Below are 16,990 nucleotides of genomic sequence, written 5' to 3' on the forward strand. Positions count from 1 at the left end.
CTATTTTTTCAACTAAAAAACCCTTCTCTATTCTTTTAGAGGGGGGTTTTGTTTTAGTTACTAAAAGGGATGGGTATTTCACGTAATCCCTGGTGTTTCCAGTCGTTACATTCGGTTCTGAGTTTTTCGTTCAGTTCAAACCTTTGCTCAAATGTGAGCGCGGTTTTCCCGTCAATTCCCGCTGTCTGGTTTTGATATTGTGTCCTGCTCTAAATTAGGTTGCTTTTTGAGGCTCTGCGGGTAAAGGATTCACAGAATTAACACACTAGGCTATGCCTCGGATTGATTGAGAACGATTTCGGTTTTTCCCGCCTTATATCCCACCTTCCGCACCCCCTGGTGTCACAATCGGTAATTTCGGATTTTTGAATACCTTAAAGGATAATTTTTATACAAAAATCTGGAAATTTCAGATAGCGATAGCGAAGCGCTGCTGCAAGCAGTTCGCCAGTCACAAATCTCCAAACGACCATTTTTCGTTGTGTGACAGTTTAGGGTGCGGAATGTGGGTTATATCCCGCCACTGATTTGGAGTACCAAATTCAGTGGGGGACTTACGGCGTAATAGTTAAGAGACTTCCAAGAAATAAATTATCCCAAGAAACGAACCACAGAGGCACAGAGTACACAGAGAGAGAATTTTTGCATCAGTTTTGGGACATTTTTCTATTTGGAAGTCTCTAAAGATGAATTTACAAAAACCAACCATAAGAATGTAAACCCTTACCTAAAAGATTCACACCGAGATAACAAATCCAAACTACAACAAACCCAGCAGCGGCTAAAATTGCCGGTTTTCGACCTTGCCAACCGCGAGTTATTCTAGAATGCAGATAAGCCGCGAAAACTAACCAGGTAATTAACGCCCAAGTTTCCTTCGGGTCCCAACTCCAGTAAGAACCCCAGGCTTCATTAGCCCAAACCCCACCAGCAATAATCCCAATTGTGAGGAGAGGAAAGCCTAAACCAATAATGCGATAGCTGATATTATCAAGGGTTTCAGCTAGATTAAGACGTTGAGGTGAAAGGATTTCAGCAGTTTGAATGGGGGTACTTGTGATTAAATCTAAAACCGCAGTCCCATTTCCGTTGTTGTTACTTTCTGCAAGGGAAAAACTATTAGTTTCCGCAGCGGGTGTAGATGTAACTAACTCACCAGCTTTTAGTAATTTATAACCATTACTTCGATAACCGCCATTACCAACGGAACTACCTTGTAATTGGATATTTTGACCGCGAGTAACAATTAAAAAAGCGATCGCTAACAATGCACCTACCATCAAAGCTGAATAACTCAACATCATTACACTAACGTGCATCATCAGCCAATTAGATTTTAAAGCTGGGACTAAAGGCTCTGACACCTGCATATTTGATGGTAAAGTCAGAGTCGCAAAAGCAGCAATTCCCATGGCTACAGGTGCAGTTACAACCCCCACTAAACGGCTACGACTGCTATTTTCGGCAATTAAATGGACAGCGGTAATTCCCCAAGTCAGGAAAAATAAAGATTCGTAGAGATTACTCAGGGGAAAATAACCCGCTTCGATCCATCTTGCTGCTAATAGAGTCGCCATACACAAATTAGCGATCGCCATTCCAGCCGTCCCCAAAGCCGCTGTCACCGATAAACTCGGAAAGGCTGCCCCCACCCAATACACCAACATCGTACAGAATAAGACAGCAAATGAGGCATTATCTAGCCAGTTCTGGAGTACAACCAGATCCATAAACACTTCTCTCCAGTGGATGCTTGAAAATATAAATTCCGATTTCCTTGATCCTAACTGGTTTTGGGTATTAGTAATTGGCAAGATTAACCTTCATAGTTCATAGCGCCCAGATATTTAGTTAAAAACCCAGGTACGTAGGAGTAAAGCAGTCAACTTAACGTAAAACCCATAGCCCGCCTGGGAATGAATTCCCAGTCTAATAGCAAAAGTTGTCTGTTGATGACTAAAAATCCCCAGTTTACTTTAGTAAACTTTGGCTATTAGCCCTGAAATTCATTATCTCGTTCCCAGTCTCTGACTGGGAATGAATTCTAGAAGGCTCTGCCTTCAATGATATTAGAGGCAGAGCCTCATCAACTGCATTCCTAGTCAGAGACTAGGAACGAGATGCGGTAGTCTTGAGAATATAGTTTTATTTTATAACCGATTTACCATAAATTAGAATATCTTTGACAGTCTCCGGTCTAAAAACGCGGAGATTCTATAGAGAGTTTTAGCTTAAACAGTAGAAGCCTCTCACTTACCCGATAGGGAGATGAATACGCTCAAATTTTCAAATTAACGTCAATGCAGGATAAAGCAAAGCAACTAGCTTTCATCCCTTGTCTTAAGCCCAGATGCGTTCGACTTAGGAGAACGCATCTTCAAGGGTTTTCGGCATCTACTTTATAATACCCGGCTGCTTTTTTAGTGACAGACACAGTTTTACAGCAAATTGTCATCAAACCCGGAACAAGAACCCCACCCCCAACCCCCTCCCCGCAAGCGATGAGGGGGCTAAGATGTACCTTATATGATTGGAAATCGCTGTAATATCAAGAGGTTGTTTGAAAGGTGGTATCCCGTAATTTTCACCACATTTTTACCTTCCTTTCCCCTTTAGAAGGCTTTAGAAGGGGGGAAACAAGAAAAATCTGGTTCCCTCCCCTTCACAAGAGGAGAGTTAGGGAGGGCTAACCTAACTTAATTCTAGAAAGTGAAGGTAGTCCGTAAAGTACCAACATATTCAGCGCTGTTCTTATCGTTATGCTCAGGATTCAAGATTACCAACACACCAGGAGTGACGAGAATGTTGTCAGAAAGCTTCACCTTGTACAGACCTTCGATGTGATAAGAAGTGTTTGCATCTCTGGTAATATTTGTAGTACCAACCTTACCACCAGTCAATTTAGGTGATTGACCGAAGATGAAACCCAAGGTATTACCTTCTTTGCCGAAGTCCTTGATACCCAAAGTACCAGCCCAGTACCAGATTTCTCCACTGTTACTAACACCTGTTAAAGTGCTGGCAGCGGTATAACCACCCCAACCGCCGATTGTGATGTTCTTAGCAGGTTGAAGGGTAGCTTGCACACCGTAGTTGCTTGATTCAATCTTAGTAGCACCAAGACCAAGATTATTAGCTCTCGCACTACCTGTTCCTAAGAATAGGCTAGGAGTACCAGATTGATAAGAATGGGCGTAAGTTAGACCAATATTGATGGCTTTGTTAGGTTTGAAAGCCAACTGACCAAACATGGTGTTATTACCATCGAATAGTCCAGTTCCAGGTGCAGGGTTAGCTGCATTATCTCTACCTGTTGCAAAATAAGCCGCGCTTAATGCAATCTTATCGTTAGGAGTAACGTTAACAGTGATACCTGCACCGTCATTAGCTTGACGATAAATGGGGCTAAAACGTCCGTAACGAGATAAAGAACCTGAACCACTGCTTCTAAAGTCGGGGTTGAAAACATTGACGTTCTCATTCAACTCAGCACCAGTAGCATCAATCTTGACACGAATTTTGTCGCTCAAGTTGAAAGCGTAGTTGAGTTTGTCAATTGCTACACTGTTATTAGTACCACCGTCATAACCCAAACGGGTCATATTAGTACCAGTACCAAATGTTGCAGGTGTAGTGGCGGTAGCGGCAGCATTTGTGTTGTTAGCTAAAATATTACCCGCATTTAACCGAGTCTGTAATTGGTCTGTTCCTGTGAAACTGCTGTTCAAGGTCAACCGCACCCGGTCAGAGAAAGTAGCTTTGGAATCTACGTCTCGTGTTGATGCTGTTGGTGTACCAGTTGTTGTACCAGGAGCAGAAGATGGAAGTGCCACTTTATCCCCAAAAGCTTGGGATACGCTAAAAATTGCTTCACCAGATAGTTTGGTGGTGGTGGAAAACTGATTGGCTTCCAGTTCGCCAGTCCGAGCTTCTAAAGCATCTACTTGACCGCGAATAGTTGCTAATTCGGTGGAATATTCTTCTTGCAAGCGCTGTAAGGTAGCTAAATCTTGCTTGCTTACCATGTCAGCAGTTGCAGTAGCAATGAGTTCATTAACGCGGTCTAAGCAGGAATTTAAACCAGCCGCAAATTCATAACGACTCAAGGCGCGATTACCACGGAAAGTACCGTTAGGATAACCACTAACTCCACAGCTATAACGTTCAAATAAAGATTGTAAAGCTTGAAACGCCCAATCAGTAGGTTGTACGTCGGAAAACTGAGAAACGGATGTTACTTGACCCAAACTGTTGGACTCTTGGGATAACTGAGCAACACTTGTTACTTGTTCGTTAACTTGACCAGCAAAGGCACTGTTACCAGTTAGTAGGCTCAAAGCGATAGCAGGGCTAACTTTGAGGATATTCCAAAAAGCTTTTTTCATAAATTTTAGTCTCTCACACACCTAAATGAATCCAGTTTATGGTAAAGTCCCAAGGGAACTTATACATAAATGTTCTATGGTGATTCTACATCATTAATGACAATTAAAACAACTAAATATCAAAATTTTTATACAAAGTTATAATTTATTTATGATCTGGTAAATTTGAGATTATACTCTGTTTATGGTACGTATTGATAAAGATCAATATCAAATTTACGATCGCTGACCTGTGACAATATATGTAACTCGTTGGGCAATATTAGTTGCGTGATCTGCCATGCGTTCTAAACAACGAATTGCTAAGGTTAACAGCAAAATTGGTTCAATAACTCCGGGAAAATTTTCTAGTTGGGCAAAGGTTTGATAAAGATGCTCATAAGCATTATCTACAGCATCATCTAGCTGCTTCATTCTTTGTCCGCTGGTTTCATCCAAATCTGCTAGGGCGACCAAACAAGTTGCTAACATCGCTTGGGCGTGCTGAGACATAATGGCAATTTCTGGCAAGGAACTATGTTGAGGATAAGGAAAGAGTTTAATGGCAATTTTTGCTAGATCTTTGGCATAATCCCCAATCCTTTCTAGGTCACGAACTAACTGCATAAAAGCACTCAAACATCGTAAATCTTTTTCTGTAGGTGCTTGACGAATGATAATAGTTGTGCAGTCAGATTCTATTTGCCGATAAAAGCGATCAATTTTTTTATCTAGTTTGGGTATTTGTTCCGCTGCTATTAAGTCACCAGCAAATAAGGCTTGATGACTAAGACGAAATGATTGTTCTACTAAAGCACCCATGCGTAATAAATCCCGTTCTAAACGCCTAATGGAGCGTTCTATCTGCGGTATTTCATGATTTTGTGGATCAAATACGGTTTTCACGCTGGTTATATAAAAAGTGTATATATTTTATTAACTATAGTCTTGGCTAGGTGTATTTGTCATGATCTGAGAGAATTGAAGTTGAAGCCATGCCCCACCTGTTTCTGGATGGTTCATGGCTTTAATTGCACCATTATGGGCAATAATTATTTGCTGGACAATTGCTAAACCTAATCCAGTACCAGCAATTCCCGTTGTTGAATTGACTTCAACTGGTGAACGATATCGAGCTTTGTCTCCGCGATAAAAGCGTTCAAATACATGAGGTAAATCGGCAACAGCAAAGCCAATACCAGAGTCAATAATGTTGATTTCTAACATTTGACTGTTATCAGTAGAAATTATGTTAGTTTCAATGTCAATAGTGGTTTGGGCAGGACTATATTTAATGCTATTATCTAGCAAGTTGACAAATACTCGATAAAGTTGGGATTTATCTGCTTGAATGTAGATGTTTTCCAATCCAGTATAGTTAATACTCAAAGACTGACGTTGGGCGATGGGTTCTAGAGTTTCCCATGCTGAGATAATGAGCGATCGCACTTCCACCATTTCTAAATTTAACTGCATGGTAGGATTATTTTCCATTTGCGTCAGTTCCAACCAACTTTGCACCAAATTAATCAGTCGGTCAACTTCTTGCATTAACCTATTAACCCAACGGTCTAAAGGTGTTTCTAGACGGGTTTGCAGAGTTTCCACTACCAGACGAATTGCCGTGAGGGGTGTTCTCAGTTCATGGGCTAAATCAGAAAAAGAGCGATCGCGTTCTTGCTTCATATCTAGCACAGATTGGCAATTTTCCAAAAATACCCCCACTTGTCCCGTTAGCAGAGGCAAACTAGAAGCCCGCAAAAACATAGATTTTACCGCTGTCATCTCCCTAGCATTTTCACAAGCAGGATGAAAAACCCATTCCTGCACCTGTGGCTTTTGCCAATCACGAGTTTGTTCAATTAACTGATCTAATTCATAAGACCGCACCAATTCTAACAATAAACGCACCTGTCCTGGCTGCCACCTTTGAAGATATAAAATTTCTCGCGCTTGCTGATTGCACCATAGCAGTTGATTTTCCTCATCTACCTGCAAATATCCCACAGGTGCAAAATTTAGCAATTCCTGATACATAGACAATGATTGCTGCAAATCCTGCCGTTGTTTATTCACCATAGACATATCCTGCCGTAAGCGAGGTCTTAGCAGCAACTTAATGTTATTGGTTTCATGGGAACGAGAATTTAACGGTTGCAACAATCGCTCTAAATACCAGTTCAGGTGAACCTGTTGCCAAACCCAAAAACCAAGGCCGACAACTAAACCCAGAAAAAATCCCAGAAAGAACATGGAAGTCGTTAGTTGGTGTATGATTCAAAACTAACAACTATCTTCACAAATCACCCAAATCTGTAACCAAAACCCCTCACAGTCACAATATGTTCTGGATGACTAGGATCTTCCTCCAGCTTTTCCCGTAACCAGCGAATATGAACATCCACAGTTTTGCTATCCCCCACAAAATCTGGACCCCATATCTGATCCAACAACTGCTCCCGTGACCATACTCGTCGAGTATAACTCATAAATAATTCTAACAGCCGGAACTCCTTCGGAGACAAATTCGCCTCTTCTCCACGTACCGTTACCCGGCACTCTTGAGCATTTAAAGTTATATCTTTGTGCTTGAGAACCGGAACTTGTGGCAATGTACTTAAACGTTGACGACGAAGTAACGCCCGACACCGCGCCACCAATTCTCGCATACTAAACGGTTTTGTCAAATAGTCATCAGCACCCACCTCCAAGCCCAGCACTCGGTCAGTTTCACTACCTTTAGCACTCAACATCAAAATTGGCACTGAGTTGCCCTGGTGACGCAAAAAACGGCAAATATCTAGACCATTAATTTGCGGCAACATCAAATCTAACAGCACCAAATCTAAAGGCAGTTTTTCAGAATTATCTTCACAATTTTTCAGATATTCTATCGCTGTTCTGCCGTCACTAGCAACAATTACATCATAACCTTCCCCTTCCAAGGCTACAACTAACATTTCCCGAATTAGTTCTTCGTCTTCGACTACGAGAATACGGCTTGTTTGGCCAATATCTGCCCTGGCGGAATATTTAGCTAATTCACTGGTATACATTAATTTTTTCAGTGTATAACAAAGCCTAGTATATTATAAATCATAGCAATCATATATTTATTTTTATTTTTATTTTTATTTTTATAAGGAAGAACGCCGAAAACCCTTGAAAATGTGGGTGACTCAGGAAGCCACATTTGGGCTTTAGACAAGGGATTACCGCAAGGCGGAAGTCAAAAGTCAAAAGTCAAAAGTCAAAATGAAGACAGTATAGGCTTTTGGAGGATTTAGAATGGTTGGTTTATTTACGCCGTTTTGTACTAGAGGCAGGATAAATCCTGCATTGATTTTAATCCATATTCGTGATACAACTATATTGTCACTAAAGACATAAAAAGCTACCGAGGGACTCTCGGAAAGTTACGCTTGTCAGATATGATTTCGCCCGCCAGGGCCAACGAAATCAGGGCAAGAACCCAAATATTTAAGGCAGTGCCTGAAACTGGGATAACTGAGGGATATAGACTGAAACTCTCTATAGAATCTCCGCGTCTTTAGACCGGAGAGTGTCAATTTCTAGGACTTACGCACGCTCACTAACTTAGGAACGCAAATTTAATAACCTGCAATTCTGATGTAACCTGGAATGGTGCGTTACGCTGTCGCTAACACACCCTACTTTTGCACCTTATTTAATTCACATTCCTTACCATCATATGAATGAAGGAAATTGCGTCGTTTTCGGTTGAGCGACTCTTAACCCAACAGAATTATTGATTTGCGGCGTTGCTGAATTGAGGTATGAAATTCCCAAATTGAACCTTTAAAACTCTTACCTTTGCGTCTTTGCGCCTTTACGTGAGACTAAAATTCATACCCTTAATCAGCAACGCCTGATTTGCTTGGGTTTCCTTGCGTCAATCCAACCTACGATGTAAAAATCGGCGTTGCTGAATTGGCGTATGATTTTTGGAGGTAGAGACGTTCCATGGAACGTCTCTACAAGAGTCTTGAACGTATGCAAAATTATTTTCATCCCTAAAATCAGCAACGCCTAAAAATCAACTATGAATGCTACCATCAGGCATAATTGCCCCAGTTAAGAAAGTTTCACTCATATCTGTATCATCTAAATTAGCGCCTGTTAAATTCACTTCGCACAAATTAGCCTCGCTTAAATCTGCACCACTCAAATCTGCACCTTGTAAGTCTGCTTTCCACATTCTCACACCTCCCATTTTTGCGCCACTGAGGTTTGCACCCTGCAAATTTGCGGCGGAAATTGATGCCATGTGTAAATTAGCATCACATAAATTAGCACCACTCAATAATGCACCGCTAAGGTCTGATTCATTTAAATGAGCAGTTTTTAATGTAGCTTGAGTCAAATCAGCACCACAGAGAATAATTTCGGATAAATGCGCTCTTGCTAATGTTGCTCCTTTGAGATTTGCCTTACTCAAATTAGCACCACTTAAAGAAGCTTCTGTTAGATTTGCTCCTCTCAAATCCGCTCCACCGAAGTCTACACCACCCAAATTGACTCCTTGTAGATTTGCTCCTGGTAAAGCAATACAGTTAAAGCTTCTTTCTCCTGTGGCATATCTATCTAAAAGTTCTTGAACATTCATAGTTTTTTAGAACTTGGTAAGTCCAATTATAAGAAAATAGGCTAAAAACCTCAGCAATTAATAAAACGGAAGTTTAGCAAATGCTACAGCAAATTGTCATCAAACCTGGAACAAGAACCCCACCCCCAACCCCCTCCCCGCAAGCGATGAGGGGGCTAAGATGTACCTCATAAGATTGGAAATCGCTGTAAGTAGTGAGACAGAATTAATTACACAATGTCATTGCGTAAGCGTTGCGTGGCGTTAGCCACATGGAACGAAGTGAAATGAAGCAATCGCAAGGGTTGTGATTGCTTCCCTTCCCTCGCAATTACTGTAAATATTTTTGTCCAATTACTTACAATGAAATCACCAGTCTCATAGCCATCCAGTATTTATGAATAGTCATAATTTAAAACTAGGAAAATATCTAACCTTAGAAGAATTTTGTACTTGCACACAAACCTATCATAAATACGCCCAAAATATCAACCCCTATCCACAAAATCTACCAGAAGTAATTCCCGCATTACAGGATTTAAATAAATTTATCATTGACCCAGTGATAGATTATTTTGGTAGAGAAAAATTTCGACTTACCTACGGTTTTTGTTCTCCAGACTTAAAAAAGTATCTAGAGAAAAAAGACCCAATTACAGGGCAAAAAAATGGGCGTGTAGCTCCGCATCTTGACCAACATATTAGCCATGAAATCAACAAAAACGGTAAATACTACTGTGAGAGATTAGGTGCTGCTTGCGATTTTCTAATTACAGACTTACCCAGCACAGAATTAGTAGAATGGATATTACAAACAAAACTACCCTTTGATTCCCTCTATTTTTATAGTCACAACCAACCAATTCATATTAGTTATGGACAACAACATAAACGAGATATGTGGACATTTAATAACTCAGGAATCCCCACAAAAAAAGGAATTACAGATTGGGTCAAACTAGCAAAACAAACATAAATAACCCTCTATTCCTCCTCTCTGCGCCTCTGCGTCTCTGCGTGAGCAACATTCTTCCTTCTTTGTCGAGTTCTCAAAGCTGCTTTAAGTGCTTTCAACTTATAAGCATCTGCATCTTTAGCCCAAGCTAACCTATAACCATTAATAACAGTACAATTTTCCTTTAGACATTTTTCCCAACCAGAAACATGACTAATACTGTGCCAATTATCTAAAAGACCTCTATCTTCTTCTTGACAAGTTAGTTTAACTAATTTCTCATATTGGGGATAATCGGGAGTAACTAAAGCTTCTATTTGGTGTAAGATTGGTGGGTCATCTTCTTGATCATAATCTTGATAAGTAACGTGCAAATCTCGCAAATCAATTGTCATGACTTTTGATAAAATGGGATGAGGGTTAATATCAAAATCAGGATAAAATAAATAAGATATCTTAGGCGTTTTTAGATGAAATTTAATCACATTGGCTGCTTCTAACCGTCCAATAGTGCGACTAGCGCAACCTTCATAAAGACGTAATAAGGGGTCAACTGCTTGTAATGCAGAAATGTGAACCCAAAGGGAATTAGGTAATTTTTTCCCGACTTTGCTTTCTTGACAACGTTTAATAATTAGTTCCGTATTTCCCAAACTGCGTAACATTTGGTCAGCATCTAAACAGGCTTGCTTATAACTACTATATAAACCCAGGATGTCCTCTTGTACTGCTGGTGCTAATTGTCCTAATCTGGGACGACGGCTAAAATTACACAGTGCTAAATAAACCATTAAATCTTGACGGCGTTTGTCAGCGATCGCTTGCCATTCTTCCGAGTCAGTTGCCTGTATAATGATATTAAATGCCCGGCGTAAACTCCCAAATTCCTGAACAATTGCCGATTCTTGAGGTAATTCTCCCTTAATAGGCATTCTTCCCCGTTCCGTCAGAAAAGTCATCAGCGGTGTTAATAATTCCTGATGTTCCTCAAACCTTTTTACACAAAGACGGATTCTGGGAGTAGTCGCGCGGGAACGGAAGCGAGAAGCACGGAATAACTCAGCTTCAGCTTCATCTCGAAACACAAAATAAACCCCCAAAGCCACAGGAATTGCGTCAACGCCTAATACTTGGTCAATGTAAATTTTTAATTCTTCTTGTTCATAATATTTCTGAAATGTGTTACGATTAGTGATGATGCCGTCCCCATAAGCAATTACACCCCGCTTAATATCAGATATCAACACTTGGGCGGCTACCAGTAGGACTTTTTGAGTCAGTTCCCAAGCTTGGATTAGGGCTTCCCGGCGCTCGCTTTGGTGTTCAATGACATTAATCACAAAACCAATATTCACAATGTCCGCAGCTACTCTAGGCGTATGTGTAGAGTAATAGGGGTCCCAGCCACAACTTGTATAACCCTGTTCAGCAATACGGGTAACATCGCCACCATGTCCACAACCATAATCAAAAAAGGTGGTTTCTGGACTAAATAAGCTCAATTCCAAAGCTAACCGCACAGGACGAGATAAATCAGAGCGAATAATAGCGGCTTTGTGACGGTCTATTTTGGGAACTATATTTGTAGGTATAGAACCACTTTCTCTTTTAATTAAGCAATGTCCTTGCACTTCCACCCCAAAAACTTTTAACCGTTGTTCCCAACCCAACTTAGTGCCAATTCCTTTAGGATGATTAAGTAAACCTAAAGCAACTTGAGCGCGAGTTAAAGCGGCAAACTCTTCATAGAGGGGATATTCTGGAGTCACAAAAGTTTCTTTGCGGTGCAGAATCGGGGGGTTTTCCGAATCGCTGTAATCCCGATAACCAACTTCTAGAGTTTCTAAGTCAACCTGAATACTAGCTTGTAAAGCCGGATGAGGATCAGTATCAAAATCAGGATAGAATAGATAGGAAATTTTGGGTTTGTTTGTACTAAACTTGACCAGAGTTGCCAACTGGACTTTAGGTAAGACACTACGGGCGCGGCTTTCATATTCCTGAAGCCAAGGGTCAAGAGTATGTAAAGCTAAAATATGAATGTAAAAGGCATCAGGTAACATTTTGCCAACAGGATTGTTTTGGCAATATTGATTTATGCTATTTAGATCAATAGAGTGAAACGTTGAGAGGTTTTCCTCAACCGCATTCCTTATGTTATCAGGTTGAACCATTACTTTGTCATCTTGTAAAAATATAGATAACCTGGTTACATTCACTTTAGTACAAAAAATCTGAAATTGGAAGTTAATAAACTTTAAACCTGAAGTAAACCCCATTCAAACCCTTGTTTATCAATGTATTGGAGAGTTCTAGAGTGCTTTGTTACCATTTTGATCAAAATTAGTAAAAAGAGTAAAACACCACAAAAAATAACTTTCACTCATCACAAATTGTAGTCCTAGTTAAGTTAAATTAAGTTAATTTATATAACTTGACATTTCTTAATTTTCAGCAAAATATTTGGTCATTTATTAAATTTTTAATAATAGTTATATCTAGTTGTACATTTATGCAGTCAGTTAATATCATAATTGTGTAATCTAAAAAGAACTAATGATTAAATAGAGGTCTAATGACTCCAACTATCATGCGTCAATTTTGGTCTATCGTTGAAGCCACCCATACAGTAACACTCTTACAGCTTGATGATGCTAGTTTGGTGCAGTGGTTGGTTAAACAAATAACTAATCAAGCTTTTTTAGATCCTCATGAAATTGATTTCTTGTGTGATTACATCCAATCTCGGCTGAGTCTGATTCGTGATTTAGCTTATGAACGCCAACAGTCATAGTCAAGTGGCTGTGCTGTTTATTTAAGTTTCGATGGTAAATAACCTTCTACTAAGCAATCATTACCGACAATCCGCCAACTTACCCGCTCCAACGGTAACGCCTCAGTCATACTAGTTAAACCCAAGTCTCCCACAGGTGTAGGAGCATGATCTCCACCAATAATTTTGGGGGCGATAAATGCCATGATTTTTTGGACAGCGCCTTGAGCGATCGCACTAGCTGCTAAAATACCACCACATTCCCATAGCACGCTACAAAAACCGCGCTCATATAAATAACCCATGACTATTTCTGGAGTGAGAGAGCTAAATTCCACCACCTCCACGCCTTTTGACCGCAGCATTTTTTGAAAAGCTTGTGAACTGCCAACTTCCGTTACAACCAAAGTTGGAGCTTCCTGAGTATCCCATAGGCAAGCCTGTTCTGGTAAATTCAGACTACGACTCATCACAACTCGTAGAGGATTATGAGCCGCAACTTGATGGCTAGTCAAGTAAGGATTATCTTTTCTCACTGTATTCCCACCAACAATCACCGCATCACAAGCCCCTCGTAATTGATACACCTCAGTGCGAGCATCTTGATTTGTTACCCAAGCACTATGACCAGCAGTAGTGGCAATCTTACCATCTAAAGTCATAGCATATTTCAAAATACCTAAAGGTCGTTGATAGAGAATGCGATGAATAAAACCTTCATTTAAACGCCGACAAGCCGCTTCCTCTACTCCAACTACAACTTCAATCCCCGCAGCCCTTAACCGCGCAATCCCGCTACCTGCTACTAAGGGATTAGGATCAACCATCCCTACCACCACCTTAGACACACCAGCATTGATTAATCCTTCTGAACAGGGAGGAGTCCGTCCATAGTGATTACAAGGCTCAAGACTCACATAAATAGTGCTTAAGTGCGCCCGTTCTCCCGCTGCTCTAAGGGCAAAAACCTCGGCGTGTGGTTCACCGGCACGAGGATGAAACCCTTCCCCCACAATCTCCCCATTTTGGACAACCACTGCCCCCACCAAGGGATTTGGTGAAGTGTGCCCCAACGCAATGCGAGCTAATTCTACGCACCGTAGCATCATCTGCGAATCAAAGTCATTACCTACTAATTCCGGGACTACAGGCTGTGCAAATTGATGGTTTTCAGGTAAGGATGTAGATGCTGGAGAGACTCCTGGAAAGTTATCCATTTGACTTAAGAATTACGAATTAATTTCATCTGCTGCCACCAGCGATTAAGAGGATAATAAACCACAGGCGCCCACAAACTACTAAGAATTGCCGAAGCTAAGGTCGCCCGCTGGTAATATGTCCAAATACTGGCGGCATGACGATTTCCTTCCCAAGATAACTGGAAAGCAAAAATAGTGCCTGCCACCACAGCCATCACAAATACAATTAAAGCAATAGAAATAAAGTCTTCTTGAATAAACCGCTGTTTTTGCATTAGGGCTGTTAACATTCCCACGATTCCCAAACCCAAAGCATGAGTGGGATTTGGCGATGTCATTGCATCTTGCAATAGTCCCAAAATGATTCCTGATAGCAGACCCGAAAATACTGAGCGATTAACACTCCAAGCTACTACCCAAATGAGTAGCCAGTTAGGACCAATGCCTAATAATTCCATCCCAGGAAGACGAGTTGGCAACATTATTAAGCATAACATTACAGTTAAAAATATTACCATCCAATCCATAAATTGATGCCACCAAGGATGCCAAACTGCTAATGGGGGAATCAAAAAATAGGATTTTCGTCTAGTTGAAGTTGATTTTTTATCTCTGTTACTTGTAAATCCAGGTATCTTCATCTTTTTATGATTAGTGATTGATTATTATATAGCAGGGAACAGGGAACAGAGTGGAAAGTCCGTTGGTGTATGGTTTTTTAGGTAAATTCTGTATCTTATTCAAGTGCATACCGCTATGTCATCGCTTAATTTTAATCTTTCTCAACCTAATCTGACTACAGATTAATTTCTCAAAAGCTGGAAAAATATACTTATATAATTAGTTACTTTTTTATATATCAGTAGCTTTTGCCGAATAATTAGCGACAATTTTGCCAAAAGATACAAACAAATGTCCAAATTTTTGCCAAGATAGAGATATTATTTTGTAAAAATTCACTTGGCAAAAATCAGTATGAGTGAAAAAACCATAGAAAGCCCAGGCAAAAGTTTTCTCGTTCTAATTTTGCCGATATCGTTTTTGATTGTTTTCCTGGTCAATACCTGGAAAGTTTTACTGGTAATCTTAGCGCTGTTAATGGTTTTCAACCTTTGGCAGCAATCTAGATGGGAAAAGTGGTGCAACCAAGTTAACCCACTCTTTTATGAATTGGTTGAGGAAAATCATGGCAAAATTACACCCACAGACTTGGCAATCAAGGGTAATTTTTCGGCAGAGGCGGCAAAACGCTATTTAGATGGCAAAGCTAAGGAATTTGGTGCTAGTGTACTAGATTCAGAAAATGAGGAGGATCAATCGTACTACTTTATTAATGCCAGTATTCTTGGTGATATTATTGATAGTAGTGAATTGGTAGAAAAACTTCCCGATCAACCAGTTACTAAAATTGCCCGTTCGTTTTTAGCTCCACCTCCACCTATTTCCCTAGAGGGAGAAGCGCAATCTGAATCCTTATCTGTTCCTACCCACGAGGAAGTGAGAAAACCTCTAGAAGAACAGTTGGTTTTTGGTTCGCTGATTCAATCTGAATTAGCTAAACGGCTAAATGTCTATTCCAGTACGGTTTACAAACGACGCAATGACCCAGATTTTGCTGAGTGGTGTCGTAGCCGTGATCCTGATGGTATTGCTTGGTCCTATTCTAGTAGGTCTAAGGAGTTTTTCCCAATTCAGGAATAGGCAACAGGAAAAAGAATTTTTTTTAGCTTTTAGCTTGGGGGGTGTTTGAAAAGTCATGGTTGCCCGGATCAAATGTTTTACCCCTCCCTAACTCTCCCCTTATAAAGGCTACGGTGTACACAGAAGTTATCGAATCACCATTATTCCAATTAATTCTGTCTCACTACTTAACAATGTGATGAAAATTATGGGATACCACTTTTAAAACATCCTCTAAAATCGCATTACCTATTACCCATCCCGATCGCTTGACTGATGGATGTTAAGCCGTTTTCTTCTAGTTTGGTTAATAAACCGGCGAGGATGCGGCGTACCATTATTGGTCCTTCATAAATCCAGCCTGTATAGGTTTGAATAAGACAAGCGCCGGCTGTGATTTTTTCCCAAGCATCCTCGGCGGTAAATATGCCCCCTACGCCAATGATGGGCATTTCTCCCTGGGTTTGTTGGTAAATAAAGCGAATTACTTCTGTGGAGCGATCGCTCACTGGTTTGCCGCTAATTCCTCCCGCTTCTTCTTGGGGGGATTTGCCAGTTTTTTCAATGATTTGGGTTTTGAGTCCTTCCCGGCTAATAGTGGTGTTAGTGGCGATTAAACCAGCGATTTGGTAAGTTTTAGCCAGAGCAATAATGTCAGATATTGCTTCCCATTCTAAATCGGGGGCTATCTTCACAAATATGGGTTTTTGTAAATTATTTTCTTGTTTTAACACATCTAGTATTTGACTGAGCATGGCAGCATCTTGGAGCGATCGCAATCCCGGAGTATTGGGAGAGGAAACATTAACTACAAAATAATCACCCAAATCCTTGAGTAACCGAAAACTCTCTAGATAATCCTGGGCTGCTAATTCCAAAGGTGTGATCTTGGATTTACCCAAATTTATACCTATAGGTATGGGTATTGGATAATTCAAGTTCTCTTTCCCCTCCTTCAGTCTTGCAGCCATAGCGACAGCACCAGCATTATTAAAACCCATCCGATTAAGTGCTGCTTGATCTAAAGGTAGACGAAACAACCGAGGGGGCGGATTTCCCGGTTGGGGGTGATAAGTAACAGTACCCAATTCAGCAAAACCAAAACCAAAATTATGCCAGATATTAGCGCCAACGCCGTTTTTGTCAAATCCAGCCGCCAAACCCAAAGGATTAGGAAATTTCATTCCTAGTATGGTTTGTTCTAATCGTGGATCATTTAGACATAGATATTGCTGAAGGAGGTTGTTTAACCAATTGGTATAAGGATAATAACTGGCTTTCGACAGCCAATTTAGACTACCGATGGTTTGTTTGTGCAACCACTCCGGTTCGGTTTTCACCAGAGTAAATAGGAAATGACCAACTAATGATTTATAAAGATCCAATTTATGTTACGAGTCAGTTAACGTAGAA

Annotated in this window: 13 protein-coding genes; 3 read left to right on the top strand and 10 right to left on the bottom strand. The window is 40.5% G+C overall.

Annotated features, from left to right (window positions below; all coding sequences use genetic code 11):
* Positions 1–692: 692 nt before the first annotated feature.
* The 6 genes from ccsB to FJR37_RS22270 all read right to left on the bottom strand — a co-directional run bounded on the left by ccsB (position 693) and on the right by FJR37_RS22270 (position 8,991).
* Positions 693–1,730 (bottom strand): c-type cytochrome biogenesis protein CcsB, encoded by a 1,038-nt coding sequence (ccsB, locus tag FJR37_RS22245; protein WP_039202585.1) that lies wholly within the window; start codon positions 1,728–1,730, stop codon positions 693–695.
* A gap of 972 nt (positions 1,731–2,702) precedes the next feature.
* Positions 2,703–4,385 carry an iron uptake porin gene (locus tag FJR37_RS22250; protein ID WP_039202584.1) on the bottom strand — a complete coding sequence of 561 codons (1,683 nt, stop codon included), beginning with the start codon at positions 4,383–4,385 and terminating at the stop codon, positions 2,703–2,705.
* Positions 4,386–4,601: 216 nt separating this feature from the next.
* Positions 4,602–5,270 (bottom strand): phosphate signaling complex protein PhoU, encoded by a 669-nt coding sequence (phoU, locus tag FJR37_RS22255; RefSeq protein WP_168467143.1) that lies wholly within the window; start codon positions 5,268–5,270, stop codon positions 4,602–4,604.
* Between the two features lie 30 nt (positions 5,271–5,300).
* Positions 5,301–6,617, bottom strand: coding sequence for a cell wall metabolism sensor histidine kinase WalK (locus FJR37_RS22260; RefSeq protein ID WP_168467144.1), 1,317 nt, complete (start codon positions 6,615–6,617; stop codon positions 5,301–5,303).
* A gap of 50 nt (positions 6,618–6,667) precedes the next feature.
* On the bottom strand, positions 6,668–7,420 hold the full coding sequence (locus tag FJR37_RS22265) for a winged helix-turn-helix domain-containing protein (RefSeq protein ID WP_027403571.1): 753 nt from the start codon (positions 7,418–7,420) through the stop codon (positions 6,668–6,670).
* 1,001 nt (positions 7,421–8,421) lie between these two features.
* Positions 8,422–8,991: a pentapeptide repeat-containing protein gene (locus FJR37_RS22270; RefSeq protein WP_039202790.1), complete on the bottom strand. Its 570-nt coding sequence runs from the start codon at positions 8,989–8,991 to the stop codon at positions 8,422–8,424.
* A 376-nt stretch (positions 8,992–9,367) separates the two neighbouring features.
* Between FJR37_RS22270 and FJR37_RS22275 the strand changes: the two genes are divergently transcribed.
* Positions 9,368–9,946 (top strand): hypothetical protein, encoded by a 579-nt coding sequence (locus FJR37_RS22275; RefSeq protein WP_039202789.1) that lies wholly within the window; start codon positions 9,368–9,370, stop codon positions 9,944–9,946.
* 8 nt (positions 9,947–9,954) lie between these two features.
* Here FJR37_RS22275 and FJR37_RS22280 read toward each other — a convergent pair whose 3' ends face one another.
* On the bottom strand, positions 9,955–12,099 hold the full coding sequence (locus FJR37_RS22280; RefSeq protein ID WP_168467145.1) for a DNA phosphorothioation-associated putative methyltransferase: 2,145 nt from the start codon (positions 12,097–12,099) through the stop codon (positions 9,955–9,957).
* A 401-nt stretch (positions 12,100–12,500) separates the two neighbouring features.
* On the opposite strand from FJR37_RS22280, the gene FJR37_RS22285 reads away from it, so the two are divergent.
* On the top strand, positions 12,501–12,719 hold the full coding sequence (locus tag FJR37_RS22285; RefSeq protein ID WP_027403567.1) for a hypothetical protein: 219 nt from the start codon (positions 12,501–12,503) through the stop codon (positions 12,717–12,719).
* A 17-nt stretch (positions 12,720–12,736) separates the two neighbouring features.
* Here the strand turns inward: FJR37_RS22285 and ribD are convergent, their stop codons facing one another.
* Together ribD and mreD are read right to left on the bottom strand one after the other, a co-directional pair.
* Positions 12,737–13,915 (bottom strand): bifunctional diaminohydroxyphosphoribosylaminopyrimidine deaminase/5-amino-6-(5-phosphoribosylamino)uracil reductase RibD, encoded by a 1,179-nt coding sequence (gene ribD / locus FJR37_RS22290; RefSeq protein ID WP_168467146.1) that lies wholly within the window; start codon positions 13,913–13,915, stop codon positions 12,737–12,739.
* A 5-nt stretch (positions 13,916–13,920) separates the two neighbouring features.
* Positions 13,921–14,538, bottom strand: a complete 618-nt coding sequence (mreD, locus tag FJR37_RS22295; RefSeq protein WP_039202784.1) for a rod shape-determining protein MreD — start codon at positions 14,536–14,538, stop codon at positions 13,921–13,923.
* A 334-nt stretch (positions 14,539–14,872) separates the two neighbouring features.
* Here mreD and FJR37_RS22300 point away from each other — a divergent pair, with 334 nt between their 5' ends.
* The gene (locus FJR37_RS22300) at positions 14,873–15,598 is read left to right on the top strand and encodes a hypothetical protein (RefSeq protein ID WP_168467147.1); all 726 of its coding nucleotides are present in this window, start codon (positions 14,873–14,875) and stop codon (positions 15,596–15,598) included.
* A gap of 224 nt (positions 15,599–15,822) precedes the next feature.
* Here FJR37_RS22300 and FJR37_RS22305 read toward each other — a convergent pair whose 3' ends face one another.
* Positions 15,823–16,962 carry a quinone-dependent dihydroorotate dehydrogenase gene (locus FJR37_RS22305; protein ID WP_168467148.1) on the bottom strand — a complete coding sequence of 380 codons (1,140 nt, stop codon included), beginning with the start codon at positions 16,960–16,962 and terminating at the stop codon, positions 15,823–15,825.
* Positions 16,963–16,990 lie beyond the last annotated feature (28 nt).

The sequence above is a fragment of the Aphanizomenon sp. UHCC 0183 genome, assembly GCF_009712065.1.
Classification (GTDB): domain Bacteria; phylum Cyanobacteriota; class Cyanobacteriia; order Cyanobacteriales; family Nostocaceae; genus Dolichospermum; species Dolichospermum heterosporum.